Source organism: Streptomyces aureus (assembly GCF_001418135.1).
In the GTDB taxonomy this organism is placed as follows: domain Bacteria; phylum Actinomycetota; class Actinomycetes; order Streptomycetales; family Streptomycetaceae; genus Streptomyces; species Streptomyces aureus_A.
Genome location: NZ_LIPQ01000029.1, coordinates 37,168 through 50,894, shown reverse-complemented (window position 1 = coordinate 50,894; position 13,727 = coordinate 37,168). Strand labels below are relative to the sequence as shown.

The following is a 13,727-nucleotide window of genomic DNA, read 5'->3' as shown; positions in this document are numbered from 1 at the left end:
CCTCGACGCCCTCGTGGCGACCCTGACCAAGGCCCGCTCCGGGGTCGCCGCCGCCCTCAACGAGACGGTCGTACCGCGCGGCGAATGGGAGACGACGTTCCTCGGCGAAGGCGACCGGGTGGAAGTCCTCACCGCGGTCCAGGGAGGCTGAGCGCGATGTCCGACGACGTGTTCACCCTCGGCGGTACGGAGTTCTCCTCGCGGCTCATCATGGGCACCGGCGGGGCGCCCAGCCTCGACGTCCTGGAACGCTCGCTGGCCGCCAGCGGTACGGAGCTGACGACGGTCGCGATGCGGCGCCTGGACCCGACCGTCCAGGGCTCGGTCCTCTCCGTCCTGGAGCGGCTCGGCATCCGTGTCCTGCCGAACACGGCGGGCTGCTTCACGGCGGGCGAGGCGGTCCTGACCGCCCGCCTGGCCCGCGAGGCGCTCGGCACCGACTGGATCAAGCTGGAGGTCGTCGCCGACGAGCGCACGCTGCTGCCGGACGGGGAGGAGCTCCTCGTGGCGGCCGAGACGCTGGTCGACGACGGCTTCACCGTCCTCCCCTACACCAACGACGACCCGGTCCTCGCGCGGAAGCTGGAGGACGTGGGCTGTGCGGCGATCATGCCGCTCGGCTCCCCGATCGGCTCGGGCCTCGGCATCCGCAACCCGCACAACTTCCAGCTGATCGCGGAGCGGGCGGGGGTGCCGGTGATCCTCGACGCGGGTGCCGGCACGGCGTCGGACGCGGCGCTCGCGATGGAGCTGGGGTGCGCGGCGGTGATGCTGGCGTCGGCGGTGACCCGCGCGCAGGAGCCGGTCCTGATGGCTTCGGCGATGCGGCACGCGGTGGAGGCGGGGCGGCTGGCGCACCGGGCGGGGCGGATCCCCCGCCGGCACTTCGCGGAGGCGTCGTCCCCCATGGAAGGCCGCCCGATCCTGGACCCGGAACGCCCAGCCTTCTGACGTGCCGCCGCGCCCTCGCCACCTCCGTGGGTACCGTCCCGCAGGACGGTATCCAACCGCACGGGCCACGCCGGGGGGCGGGGCTCGTCACAGGTGGGTCGCAGTCGGGGGCGTACGGACCGAGCCCCCACCCACCCCCTCGTAGACTCGACGCCGTGGACACGACCCTTCAGGACCCCCTCGTCGGGCGGCTGCTCGACGGCCGCTACCGCGTCGACGCGCGCATCGCCGTCGGCGGGATGGCCACGGTCTACCGGGCCGTGGACACCCGCCTCGACCGCGTCCTCGCGCTCAAGGTGATGCACCCCGCCCTCGCCACCGACGCCGCGTTCGTCGAGCGCTTCATCCGCGAGGCGAAGTCCGTCGCCCGCCTCTCGCACCCCAACGTCGTCGGCGTGTTCGACCAGGGCGCCGAGGGCGCGTACGTCTATCTGGCGATGGAGTACGTCGCCGGCTGCACCCTCCGGGACGTCCTGCGCGAGCGCGGCGCCCTCGCGCCCCGGGCCGCCCTGGACATCCTGGAGCCGGTGCTCGCCGCGCTCGGCGCCGCGCACCGGGCCGGGTTCGTGCACCGGGACATGAAGCCGGAGAACGTCCTGATAGGGGACGACGGCCGGGTCAAGGTCGCCGACTTCGGTCTCGTACGGGCGGTGGGCTCGGCGACCGCCACCACCGGATCGGTCCTGGGGACCGTCTCGTACCTCGCACCGGAGCAGATCGAGCACGGCACCGCCGACACCCGCGCCGACGTGTACGCCTGCGGTGTCGTCCTCTACGAGATGCTGACCGGCGGCAAGCCGCACGCCGGCGACACGCCCGCCCACGTGCTCTACCAGCACCTCAGCACGGACGTGCCCGCCCCTTCGGCGACCGTTCCCGGGCTCGCCGTGGAGCTGGACGAGCTGGTCGCGGGGGCCACCGCCCGCAACCCCGAGGTCCGCCCGTACGACGCCGTCGCCCTGCTCGCCCTGCTGCGGGAGGCCCGCGCCGCGCTCCGCGAGGAGCAGCTGGACGCCCTGCCCCCGCAGGCCCGGGCGGGGGCCCGGGACACCGCGGACGACCGGACCAGCGTGATCGCCCGGGCCGTACCGGCCGAGGCCGCGGCCGACGCGCACCAGGTCCTGCACACGAACCGGCTGCCTGCCCCCGAGCCGCCCGTGCCCGGCCGCCGTCGCCGGCCCCCGCGCGGCCCTCTGCTCCTCGTCCTGGGCGTACTGCTCGCCCTCGGCCTGGGCACCGGTGTCTGGTACATCAATTCCGGCCAGTTCACCCGGGTCCCCGCCGTGCTCGGCCAGACGGAGACCGAGGCGACCAAGCGGATCACCGACGCCGGGCTCGAGGTCGGCACGACGAAGCGCGCGTTCAGCGACGTGTACGAGCGCGGCACCGTCATGGCCGTCGACCCGGCCCCCGGCGAGCGCCTCCGGGGCAACGGCACGGTCGCCCTGACCCTCTCCCGCGGTCCCGAGATCGTGAAGGTGCCCAACCTCAAGAACAGGCCCCTCGCCGAGGCCGAGCAGGTCCTCGCGAAGGAGGGCCTGGTCGCCGGGGTGATCACCCAGCAGTTCAGCGAGACCGTCGCCCAGGGGTCCGTGATCGGCTCCGACCCCGAGCCCGGCACCGAGCGGGCCCCCGACTCGGCCGTCGCCCTGGTGGTCAGCAAGGGCTCCCCGATCGACGTCCCCGATGTCACCGGCAGGACCGTCGCCGACGCCACGGCCCTGCTCCAGGACGAGGGGCTCAAGGTGGTCCTGGCCCCGGAGCGGATCAACTCCCCCGAGGCCGCCGGGTCCGTCGCCGCCCAGTCGCTCGCCGAGGGCAGCCGGGCCGCCGAGGGCGACACCGTCACCCTCACCGTCTCCAAGGGCCCCCGGCTCGTCGCGGTCCCGGACGTCGTCGGCGAGACGGTCGACGACGCGCGTACGGCCCTGGAGGACGAGGGCTTCGAGGTGGAGGTCAAGAAGTCCTTCCCCTATCTGGGCAGCGAGGTCACGGGCCAGTCCGTGAGGGGTGGCTCCACCGCGCCCGAGGGCTCCACCGTCACGATCACGATCAAGGGACTGTAGAAACTGATGCGCAACCCCGTCGGCGGCCATGTCCCGGTGGCCGGTGGCCTCGCCAAGGTCGGCCTCGGCTACGCCCGTGAGCTCGGCGCCGAGACCGTGCAGGTCTTCGTCGCCAACCCGCGCGGCTGGGCCACCCCGCCCGGGAACCCCGCCGAGGACGAACGGTTCCGCGCCGAGTGCGCCGCCGAGTCGATCTCGGCCTGGGTCCACGCCCCGTACCTGATCAACTTCGGTTCCCACACCGAGGCCACGGCGGAGAAGTCGGTGGAGTCGATGCGGCACTCGCTGCGGCGGGGGCGGGAGATCGGTGCGAAGGGCGTGGTGGTGCACACCGGCTCGGCGACCGGCGGCCGCCCGCGCGCGGTGGCGCTCGCGCAGGTCCGGGAGCGGCTGCTGCCGCTGCTCGACGAGCTGACGCACGACGACGACCCGGACCTGCTCCTGGAGTCGACGGCCGGCCAGGGCTTCTCGCTCTGTTCGCGCGCGGAGGACTTCGGGCCGTACTTCGACGCGCTCGACCGGCACCCGAAGCTGGGGATCTGCCTCGACACGTGCCACATCTTCGCCGCCGGCCACGACCTGACCGGTCCGCACGGCGCGGCGCAGACGCTCGACCAGCTGGTGGCGACCGTGGGCGAGGGACGGCTGAAGCTGATCCACGCCAACGACTCCCAGGACGTCGTCGGCGCCCGCAAGGACCGGCACGCGAACATCGGCGTGGGCCACATCGGCGAGGACGGGTTCCGCAACCTCCTCCGTCACCCGGCGACCGAGGGCGTGCCCCTGATCATCGAGACGCCCGGCGGCACGGCGGGGCACGTCGCGGACGTGGAGCTGCTCAAGAAGCTGAGGGACGACACGACCCCCCGTTGAGGAATACCCCAGGGGGGTATACGGTTTACATGACGGCAGGAACCGCTACCCAACCCTGGGGGCACCCATGGAGCACGACGCGCACGCCCACCACGACCACAGCGCTCACAGCACCCACGCCGACCACGAGACCCACTCCGGACACGAGGGGCACGAAGGCCACCAGCACGGCGGGCACCACGAGGGCCACGGCGCTCACCACACCCCCGGCAAGGCCTCCTGGTCCATGGCCGCCAAGGCGACGCTGCACTGCCTCACCGGCTGCGCCATCGGCGAGGTCCTCGGCATGATCATCGGCACCGCGCTCGGCTGGGGCAACATGGAGACGATGATCCTCGCGATCGTCCTCGCCTTCTTCTTCGGCTACGCGCTGACCCTGCGCGGAATCCTGGCCGCCGGCGTCGATTTCAAGACAGCCTTCAAGGTCGCGCTCGCCGCCGACACCCTGTCCATCGCGGTCATGGAGATCATCGACAACGGCGTCATCGCCCTGTGGCCCGGCGCCATGGACGCCCACCTGTCCGACCCCGTCTTCTGGATCGTGCTCGCCATCGCGCTCGCCGCCGCCTTCGTGATCACCGTCCCGGTCAACAAATGGATGATCGGACGCGGCAAGGGGCACGCGGTGGTCCACCAGTACCACCACTGACCTGCGACACCACACCGAAGGACGGTCCGGAGCGCTACAGCTCCGGGCCGCCTCCCGGTTCCTCCTGGTACGAGTACCGCTGCTCCGTCCAGGGGTCGCCGAGGTTGTGGTACCCGCGCTCCTCCCAGAAGCCCCGCCGGTCGGCGGCCATGTACTCCACTCCGCGGACCCACTTGGGGCCCTTCCAGGCGTACAGGTGCGGGACGACCAGGCGCAGCGGGAAACCGTGCTCGGCGGTGAGCAGCTCGCCGTCCATGTGGGTGGCGAAGATCGAACGGTCGTCGGCGAAGTCGGTGAGCCGCATGTTGGCGCTGTAGCCGTACTCGGCCCAGACCATCACATGGGTGACCTGCGGGGCCGGCGGGGCGAGCTCGAGGACCGTGCGGGCCGGGACGCCGCCCCATTCGGCCCCGAGCATGCTGAATTTCGTGACGCAGTGCAGATCGGCCACGACCGAGGAGAACGGAAGGGCCGAGAACTCCTCGTGGTTCCAGCACCGCTTGTCACCGTCGGCCGTCGCGCCGAAGACCCGGAACTCCCAGCGGTCCGGCTTGAACTTGGGGACGGGCCCGTAATGGGTGACCGGCCAGCCGCGCTGGAGCCGCTGCCCCGGCGGAAGGTCCGGCGAACGATCCGGCTGCCCCGCTTCCCGGTGTACTCCGCTCTCCGTCCGACCCATGCCATCCATGGTGACAGACGGCGAGGGGTGGTCATGACCAGGAGACCTCCGGCCTGGCCCGATTCGGGCAACTCCCACTAAGCCTGCACTTACTGGACGCCCCCCATTCGGGGTGCGAGGATGCGGCCATCCTGCCCAGTGACGGCGTAGACACGCAACGTGGAAGGAGCCTCTGCGATGCAGGGCGACCCCGAGGTCCTCGAATTCCTCAACGAGCAGCTGACCGGCGAGCTGACGGCCATCAACCAGTACTGGCTGCACTACCGCATCCAGGACAACAAGGGGTGGACGAAGCTCGCCAAATACACGCGCGAAGAGTCCATCGATGAGATGAAGCACGCGGACAAGCTGACCGAGCGCATTCTGATGCTCGACGGCCTGCCCAATTACCAGCGCCTCTTCCACGTACGGGTCGGTCAGACCCTCACCGAGATGTTCCAGGCGGACCGCCAGGTCGAGGTCGAGGCCATCGACCGTCTGAAGCGCGGGATCGAGGTCATGCGGGCCAAGGGGGACATCACCTCCGCCAACCTCTTCGAGGAGATCCTGGCCGACGAGGAGCACCACATCGACTACCTGGACACGCAGCTGGAGCTGATCGAGTCCCTGGGTGAGGCCCTCTACATCTCGACGCTCATCGAGCAGCCGAGCTGAGGCTCCCCCTAAGCGGCTTCCCCGAGTTCGGTGACGGTCTCCGCCGCCAGCGCGGGCATGCCCTGGTCCAGGAGGTCGCGTCGCGGGCAGTTGCCGCGGCCGAGGATGGCCTGAATGCGACGGACGCAGGAACCGCAGTCCGTGCCGGCCTTGCAGGCCGAGGCGATCTGGCGGGGCGTGCAGGCGCCCGCGTCGGCATGCGCCTTGACCTGCTTCTCCGTCACTCCGAAGCATGAGCATACGTACATCGCGGTTCACCTCCCGCCGTGATCGATAAGGCTAACCTAACCTTACCCGGCACCGAGGGACCGTAAAAGCCCTGGATACGACGATGGGGCGCGGATCACATGGATCCGCGCCCCGACGTCGTAGGTATCTACTTACTGATCGCGGTACATCTCCGCCACCAGGAAGGCCAGGTCCAGGGACTGGCTGCGGTTGAGACGCGGGTCGCAGGCCGTCTCGTAGCGCTGGTGCAGGTCGTCGACGAAGATCTCGTCGCCGCCGCCCACGCACTCGGTGACGTCGTCACCGGTGAGCTCGACATGGATGCCGCCCGGGTGGGTGCCCAGCGCCTTGTGGACCTCGAAGAAGCCCTTGACCTCGTCGAGCACGTCGTCGAAGCGGCGCGTCTTGTGGCCGGAGGCCGCCTCGAAGGTGTTGCCGTGCATCGGGTCGGTGACCCAGGCGACGACCGCACCGGAGGCGGTGACCTTCTCGACCAGCTCGGGGAGCTTGTCGCGGACCTTGTCGGCGCCCATGCGGACGATGAAGGTCAGCCGGCCCGCCTCGCGGTTCGGGTCGAGGCGGTCGATGTACGTCAGCGCGTCGTCCACCGAGGTGGTCGGGCCCAGCTTGATGCCGATCGGGTTCGCGATCTGCGAGGCGAACTCGATGTGGGCGTGGTCGAGCTGACGGGTGCGCTCACCGATCCAGACCATGTGGCCGGAGGTGTCGTACAGCTTGCCGGTGCGCGAGTCCGTACGGGTCAGCGCACCCTCGTAGTCGAGCAGCAGCGCCTCGTGGGAGGCGTAGAACTCGACGGCCTTGAACTCGGCCGGGTCGGTGCCACAGGCCTTCATGAAGTTCAGCGCGTTGTCGATCTCCCGCGCCAGCTGCTCGTAGCGCTGGCCCGAGGGGGACGACCTCACGAAGTCCTGGTTCCAGGCGTGCACCTGGCGCAGGTCGGCGTATCCACCGGTGGTGAAGGCGCGCACCAGGTTGAGCGTGGAGGCGGAGGCGTTGTACATCCGCTTCAGCCGCTCGGGGTCCGGGACGCGGGCCTTCTCGTTGAAGTCGAAGCCGTTGACCGAGTCGCCCCGGTAGGTCGGCAGGGTCACGCCGTCCCGGGTCTCGGTCCCCTTGGAGCGGGGCTTCGAGTACTGGCCGGCGATGCGGCCGACCTTCACCACGGGCACGGAGGCCGCGTAGGTGAGGACGGCGCTCATCTGGAGCAGCGTCTTGAGCTTGGCCCTGATGTGGTCGGCGGACACGGCGTCGAAGGCCTCGGCGCAGTCGCCGCCCTGGAGCAGGAACGCCTCGCCACGGGCGACGGCTCCCATCCGGGCGCGCAGCTGGTCGCACTCGCCGGCGAAGACGAGCGGAGGATACGACTCGAGGTCCGCGATCACATCGCGCAGAGCCTCGGCATCGGGGTACTCGGGCTGCTGCGCCGCGGGCAGGTCTCGCCAGGTCGCCTTGGCGACGGCGTGGGAATCAGCGTTCACGGTCACACGCACCACATTACGGGGTTCTTCGTCCTGTCCTGTCCCCCTGCCCAGTGACTGAGACGCGCGCCCGAAATGTCCTCTGCCGATATTCACACCATCGAGTGGTGTTACCCTCTGGCCCGTTTCACTTTGAACAGTCGAATCACAGGGGTGGGCGTGACCCAGAGGCACCGCAGGGACCGTAAGAAGAAACGAATCTTGTACGGCGCGGCGGCCGCCGTCGTGGCCACCGCCACGATCGGCAGCATCGCGATCGCCTCTCCCGGCCTCCTCGGCGCGGCGGGCGACGGCAAGGCTGCTGGGGACCCTTCCCTCCAGTCGCAGTTCGCAAACGCGGCGCGCGAGTTCGATGTGCCGCAGAGCGTGCTGATGGCGGTGTCGTACAACCAGACCCGCTGGGAGTCCCACGACGGCGAGCCGAGCACGACCGGCGCGTACAACGTCATGGGTCTGACGAAGGTCGAGCCGGAGGACGTGGCCCAGAAGGTCACCGACGAGCAGATCGACCACTTCAACGGCTCCGGCCGGCCGGAGATCGAGAAGACCTTCGACCGCGCGAAGGTCCGGCAGATCCTGGAGAAGGCGCTCGTCGACACCGACGACCCCCGGCTCCACACCCTGGACAAGGCCGCCGAGCTGATCGACAGCTCCACCGAGGCCGTCCAGAACGACACCTCCGCCTCCATCCGGGCCGGTGCCGCGCTGCTCGCCGACTACCAGAAGCAGGCCGGCGCCGAGCTGTCCGACGACGCGGGCGACTGGTACCCGGCCGTGGCGCGCTACAGCCAGTCCACCGAGAAGAAGGGCGCCGACCTCTTCGCGAAGCGCGTCTTCGAGTCGATCAAGGAGGGCGAGCAGGCGGTCACCCTCGACGGCGAGCAGGTCGCGCTGCCGGCCGACCCGTCGGTCGAGCCGGTCAAGCCGTCGAACGTGCCGCTGGCGGCGAGCTTCGCGGCCACGACGGCGGCCGCGCTCCCCGAGTGCCCCGCCGCCCTGAACTGCAGCGTCAAGCTGAGCGTCCCCAATTCCGCGGGGAAGAAGAACTACACCGCGGCCGACCGCCCCAACCAGGGCGTCGACATCCGCCAGATCGTCATCCACGACACCGAGGGCGGTTTCCAGGGGTCGCTCGACTCCCTCACCAACCCGAACGTGCCGGGCAGCGCCCACTACCTGATCAAGGCCTCGGACGGTCAGGTCACCCAGATCCTCGAGAACAAGAACCTGGCGTGGCACGCGGGCAACTGGACCCACAACATGCACGCCATCGGCGTGGAGCACGAGGGCTACGCCATCAAGGAGGGCAGCTGGTACACCGAGCCCCAGTACCGCTCCTCCGCGGCCCTGGTGAAGTACCTCGCGACCACCTACAACGTGCCGCTCGACCGTGAGCACATCATCGGTCACGACGAGGTCGCGCTCCAGACGGACACCGGCCTCGCCAACCTCCACTGGGACGCCGGCCCGTACTGGGACTGGAACTACTACATGTCCCTCCTGGGCGCCCCGCAGGGCGACAAGGGCGCGGGCGGCCTGCTCAAGGCCGGCCAGGTGGTCCGTGTGGTGCCGCCGTTCACCACGGCCAACCAGCCGAAGCTGACCGTCGGCGGCACGGCCGTCCCGGCGCGTCCGTCCAACTTCGGCTACCTGTACACGACGCCGTCGACGAGCGGGACGACGCTGAAGGACCCGTACTTCACCTCGGGAGCGACCGAGGGCTCGAACTACGCCAACAAGGTCCGCGCCGGCGGCACGTACGTCGTGGCGGAGGCCCGGACCGACTGGACGGCGATCTGGTTCGCGGGCCAGAAGGCCTGGTTCCACAACCCCGGTGGCCAGTACACCGCGCCGGTGAACGGCACCACGGTGAAGGTGAAGTCCGGCCTGGCCTCGGTCAAGGTCTACGGCCGCTCCTTCCCGGAGACCGCCGCCTACACCGCGGCCGGGCTCTCCGCACCGGGTGACGAGAACGCCTCCCTGTCGAAGTTCTCCCTCCCCGTGGGCCAGGCCTATGTGAAGGCCGGCCCGGCGGTGAAGGGTGACGACTGGTTCGGCTCCGCCCAGAAGAACGTCATCGGCGCCACGCTGTTCGTGCCGATCCGCTACCACCACAAGATCGTCTGGGTGAAGCAGAGCGACATCGCGGAGGCGCCCGGCGCCACCCCCGTCGCCACGAACAACCGCTACAACCTCCTCGCCCGGGACGCCTCCGGTGTCCTCTGGCAGTACCAGGGCATGGGCGGCGGCGCGTTCCTCACCCGGTACCGGGTGGGCAGCGGCTGGAACGCGTACAACACCATCACCCCGATGACCGCGCTCCGCGCCGACGGCACCGGTGACGCCGTCGCCCGTGACGCCTCGGGTGTGCTCTGGTACTACCAGGGCAGCGCGAACCCGTCGTCGCCGTTCAAGGGCCGTCTGCAGGTCGGCAGCGGCTGGCAGGCCTACGACCGGATCATGGGTGTCCGGGACGTGACCAACGACGGCAAGCCCGACCTGATCGCCCGCGAGAAGTCCGGGGTGCTGTGGCTGTACAAGGGCACCGGTGTCCCGTCGGCCCCGTTCGCCACGCGGTCCCGCGTCGGTGCCGGCTGGCAGGCCTACAACGCCATCGTCAGCACCGGTGACCTGTCCGGCGACGGCAAGGCCGACCTCGTCGCCCGGGACGCCTCCGGTGTCCTCTGGTCGTACCAGGGCACCGGCAGCGTCACGCAGCCGTTCGCCACGCGCACCAGGGTCGGGGCCGGCTGGCAGGCCTACAACACCATCGTGGGTCCGAGCGATCTGGACGGTGACGGCAAGGTCGACCTGATCGGCCGCGACGGAACCGGGACCCTGTGGTCGTACAAGGGCACCGGCAGCCTCACGACGCCGTTCGCCACGCGCGCCAAGGTCGGCTCGGGCTGGCAGATATACAACCTGGTCTTCTGATCCGGTAGAGGGTCGTCCGACGGCTCCTGGGGGTCCGGCTCGCACCGTCCACGGTGCGGACCGGGCCCCTTCCCGTGTCCGGCTGCGTTACAGTGCTCGCATGTACGCCTCGCAGATCCAGAACTGGTGGTGGACCGCTCATCCGGCGGCCCACTGATCGCGCGTACACCGACAGACACGCGAAGGCCGCCCGAGGGGCGGCCTTTCTCGTACCCGGGGCCGTTCCTCTCCGTACTCCACTCGGAAGGAACGACACACCTCATGGACCTCTCCCGTCTCCTCGACCCCTCCTGCCCGCCCTTCGCCCTGCTGCGCCGCCGTACCCCCGGCCGTGACCACGACACCGTCGAGGTCCTGATCGGCCGGGTCCACGAGGCCGAGCGCCTCGCGGAGCTGCCCGTGGGCCCGCGGCCGACGCTCGCCCTGGTGCCCTTCCGGCAGATCCGGGAGCGCGGTTTCGACGTCCGCGACGACGGCACCCCGCTCTCCGTGCTCGTCGCCGAGGAGTCCTGCGAGCTGCCGCTCGCCGAGGCCCTCCGGCAGCTCCCGGCGCACGACGTGCGCGTCGAGAACGGCGGTTTCGACGTCTCCGACGAGGAGTACGCCGGGATCGTGCGGCGGGTCGTCGACGAGGAGATCGGCTCCGGCGAGGGCGCGAACTTCGTCATCCGGCGGACGTACACCGGCGAGATCCCGGGCTTCGGGCGGGCCGACGCGCTCGCCCTGTTCCGGCGGCTGCTCGCCGGTGAGCGGGGTGCGTACTGGACCTTCGTCGTGCACACCGGCGACCGGACGCTGGTCGGGGCGAGCCCCGAGGTGCACGTGCGGATGTCGGGAGGCACGGTCGTCATGAACCCGATCAGCGGCACGTACCGCTACCCGGCCGGGGCCGCCCCGACCGCCGAGGGCCTGCTCGATTTCCTCGCCGACCGCAAGGAGACCGAGGAGCTGTCGATGGTGGTCGACGAGGAGCTCAAGATGATGTGCACGGTCGGCGACATGGGCGGGGTGGTGATCGGTCCGCGGCTGAAGGAGATGGCCCACCTCGCGCACACCGAGTACGAGTTGCGGGGCCGTTCCAGCCTGGACGTGCGGGAGGTGCTGCGGGAGACGATGTTCGCGGCGACCGTGACCGGTTCGCCCGTGCAGAACGCCTGCCGGGTGATCGAGCGTCACGAGGCGGGCGGCCGCGGCTACTACGCGGGCGCCCTCGCCCTCCTCGGTACGGACGGGAGCGGCGCCCAGACCCTGGACTCCCCCATCCTGATCCGTACGGCCGACATCGCGGCGGACGGGCGGCTCGAAGTGCCGGTCGGGGCCACGCTCGTACGGCACTCGGACCCGGCGGGCGAGGTCGCCGAGACCCACGCCAAGGCGGCCGGGGTGCTCACCGCGCTCGGCGTGCGGCAGGGGCGGCCGGTCGGCGCCGCCGCCCCGGCGACGGCCAGGCTCGCGGACGATCCGCGCGTACGGGCGGCCCTGGACGCGCGGCGGGCCGATCTCGCGCCGTTCTGGCTGAAGATGCAGGTGCGGTCCGCGGAACTGTCCGGTCATGCCCTGGTGATCGACGCCGAGGACACGTTCACGGCGATGCTGGCGCACGTGCTGCGCTCGTCGGGCCTTGAGGTGTCGGTGCTCCGCCACGACGAGCCGGGGCTGCGGGAGCTGGCGCTCGCCCATGAGGGGCCGGTCGTGCTCGGCCCCGGCCCGGGCGATCCGGCGGACGCCGCCGACCCGAAGATGCGCTTCCTGCGCGGTCTGACGGCCGAGCTGGTGCGGGACCACCGGCACGGTCTGCTCGGGGTGTGCCTGGGGCACGAGCTGATCGCCGCCGAGCTGGGTCTGGAGATCGTCCGCAAGCGGACCCCGTTCCAGGGGGCCCAGATGCGGATCGACCTCTTCGGGCAGCAGCGGAGGGTGGGCTTCTACAACAGCTTCACCGCCCGCTGCGACGACCGGACGGCGACCGAGCTGGCCCTGCACCGGATCGAGGTGAGCCGGGACGCGGAGACCGGCGAGGTGCACGCGCTGCGCGGACCGGGCTTCGCGGGGGTGCAGTTCCACCCCGAGTCGGTGCTGACGACGGACGGCGCGGCCCTGACGGCCTCGCTCCTCGCCGGCGTGCTGGTCTAGGCCCTGTCGTCGAACTCCCGCGCGCCCCGCGACGGCAGGGCCTGGGAGAGCCTCGGGACGAGGACGTTCTCGCTGCGCCGCCCGGCGGTGTAGTCGAGGACGTTCCGGACCGTGGTGCCGATGATCTGACCGACGGCGTCCTCGGTGTAGTACGCCTGGTGCGAGGTGACCACCACGTTCGGGAAGGTCACCAGGCGGGCCAGGGTGTCGTCCTCGACGACCTCGAGGGACTTGTCGAGGAAGAAGAGCCCGGCCTCCGCCTCGTACACGTCGAGACCCACGCCCGCGAAGCGGCCGGCCCGGAGTTCGGCGACGAGCGCCTCGGTGTCGACGAGTCCGCCGCGGCTGGAGTTCACCAGGATGGCGTCGTCCTTCATCGAGCGGAGGGCGGCGGCGTCAAGGAGGTGCTGGGTGGACGGGAGCAGCGGCACGTGGAGACTGATGAGGTCGGCCTCGGCGAGGAGCCGCTCCTTCTCGACGTACTTCATGCCGAGGTCGACGCAGGCGGGGTTCTCGGCGACGTCCCAGCCGAGGAGGTTCATGCCGAAGCCGTGCGCGATCCGGGTGAAGGCCTCGCCGATCTTGCCGGTGCCGAGGACGCCGACGGTACGGCCCCGCAGGTCACGGCCCATCAGCCCGTCGAGGCGGAAGTCGAAGTCGCGGGTCCGGTTGGAGGCGCGGACGATCCGGCGGTTGACGGCCATGGCGAGGGTCCAGGCGAACTCGGCGACGGAGTACGGCGAGTAGTACGAGACCCGGGCGACCGTGAGGCCGAGACGCTCGGCGACCTCCAGGTCGATGTTGTTGAAGCCCGTGGAGCGCTGGGCGATCATCTGCGTCCCGCCGGCGGCGAGGGTCTGCAGGACGCGGTTGTCCAGGATGGCGTTGACGCTGGTGGAGATGATCTCGTAGCCGGCGGCGATGGGCGCGGTGTCCTCGGTGAGGAAGACGCTCAGACAGCGGATGTCGTGGTGCCCCACGAAGGCCTTCTCCATGAGGGGCTTCTCGTCCGCCTGCACGCCGAATGCCAGGATTTCCACGCGTTTCCCCTCAACATGACG

The 13,727-nt window shown here is 70.6% G+C and carries 13 protein-coding genes; 9 read left to right on the top strand and 4 right to left on the bottom strand.

What is annotated here, in order from left to right; translation table 11 throughout:
- The 5 genes from thiS to AOK00_RS03510 all read left to right on the top strand — a co-directional run.
- The coding region (gene thiS, locus AOK00_RS03530) for a sulfur carrier protein ThiS (protein WP_055598854.1) at positions 1-151 on the top strand (151 nt) is incomplete at its 5' end.
- A gap of 5 nt (positions 152-156) precedes the next feature.
- Entirely contained in the window at positions 157-951 is a 795-nt protein-coding gene (locus AOK00_RS03525; RefSeq protein WP_055598853.1) for a thiazole synthase, read from the top strand.
- Positions 952-1,106: 155 nt separating this feature from the next.
- Positions 1,107-3,017: a Stk1 family PASTA domain-containing Ser/Thr kinase gene (gene pknB, locus AOK00_RS03520; protein ID WP_173861494.1), complete on the top strand. Its 1,911-nt coding sequence runs from the start codon at positions 1,107-1,109 to the stop codon at positions 3,015-3,017.
- A gap of 6 nt (positions 3,018-3,023) precedes the next feature.
- Positions 3,024-3,890: a deoxyribonuclease IV gene (locus AOK00_RS03515; RefSeq protein ID WP_055598852.1), complete on the top strand. Its 867-nt coding sequence runs from the start codon at positions 3,024-3,026 to the stop codon at positions 3,888-3,890.
- A gap of 67 nt (positions 3,891-3,957) precedes the next feature.
- Complete coding sequence (locus tag AOK00_RS03510) at positions 3,958-4,539, top strand: DUF4396 domain-containing protein (RefSeq protein ID WP_055598851.1); 582 nt, start codon at positions 3,958-3,960, stop codon at positions 4,537-4,539.
- Between the two features lie 34 nt (positions 4,540-4,573).
- Here the strand turns inward: AOK00_RS03510 and AOK00_RS03505 are convergent, their stop codons facing one another.
- A complete protein-coding gene (locus tag AOK00_RS03505) occupies positions 4,574-5,218 on the bottom strand; it encodes a sulfite oxidase-like oxidoreductase (RefSeq protein WP_055598850.1) in 645 nt (214 codons plus the stop codon).
- Between the two features lie 177 nt (positions 5,219-5,395).
- Between AOK00_RS03505 and bfr the strand changes: the two genes are divergently transcribed.
- Positions 5,396-5,872: a bacterioferritin gene (bfr, locus tag AOK00_RS03500; protein ID WP_030314454.1), complete on the top strand. Its 477-nt coding sequence runs from the start codon at positions 5,396-5,398 to the stop codon at positions 5,870-5,872.
- A gap of 8 nt (positions 5,873-5,880) precedes the next feature.
- Here bfr and AOK00_RS03495 read toward each other — a convergent pair whose 3' ends face one another.
- Together AOK00_RS03495 and AOK00_RS03490 are read right to left on the bottom strand one after the other, a co-directional pair.
- Positions 5,881-6,120 (bottom strand): (2Fe-2S)-binding protein, encoded by a 240-nt coding sequence (locus tag AOK00_RS03495; protein ID WP_055598849.1) that lies wholly within the window; start codon positions 6,118-6,120, stop codon positions 5,881-5,883.
- A gap of 132 nt (positions 6,121-6,252) precedes the next feature.
- Complete coding sequence (locus tag AOK00_RS03490; RefSeq protein ID WP_437441383.1) at positions 6,253-7,605, bottom strand: class II 3-deoxy-7-phosphoheptulonate synthase; 1,353 nt, start codon at positions 7,603-7,605, stop codon at positions 6,253-6,255.
- Positions 7,606-7,800: 195 nt separating this feature from the next.
- On the opposite strand from AOK00_RS03490, the gene AOK00_RS03485 reads away from it, so the two are divergent.
- The 3 genes from AOK00_RS03485 (at position 7,801) to AOK00_RS03480 (ending at position 12,666) form a co-directional block, all read left to right on the top strand.
- A complete protein-coding gene (locus tag AOK00_RS03485) occupies positions 7,801-10,533 on the top strand; it encodes an N-acetylmuramoyl-L-alanine amidase (protein ID WP_254047226.1) in 2,733 nt (910 codons plus the stop codon).
- Between the two features lie 100 nt (positions 10,534-10,633).
- Positions 10,634-10,690, top strand: coding sequence for a trp operon leader peptide (locus AOK00_RS41300; protein ID WP_073917353.1), 57 nt, complete (start codon positions 10,634-10,636; stop codon positions 10,688-10,690).
- A 104-nt stretch (positions 10,691-10,794) separates the two neighbouring features.
- Positions 10,795-12,666, top strand: a complete 1,872-nt coding sequence (locus tag AOK00_RS03480; protein WP_055598848.1) for an anthranilate synthase family protein — start codon at positions 10,795-10,797, stop codon at positions 12,664-12,666.
- Here the strand turns inward: AOK00_RS03480 and AOK00_RS03475 are convergent.
- On the bottom strand, positions 12,663-13,706 hold the full coding sequence (locus tag AOK00_RS03475; RefSeq protein WP_055598847.1) for a 2-hydroxyacid dehydrogenase: 1,044 nt from the start codon (positions 13,704-13,706) through the stop codon (positions 12,663-12,665). The genes AOK00_RS03480 and AOK00_RS03475 overlap by 4 nt on opposite strands.
- Positions 13,707-13,727: the final 21 nt, after the last annotated feature.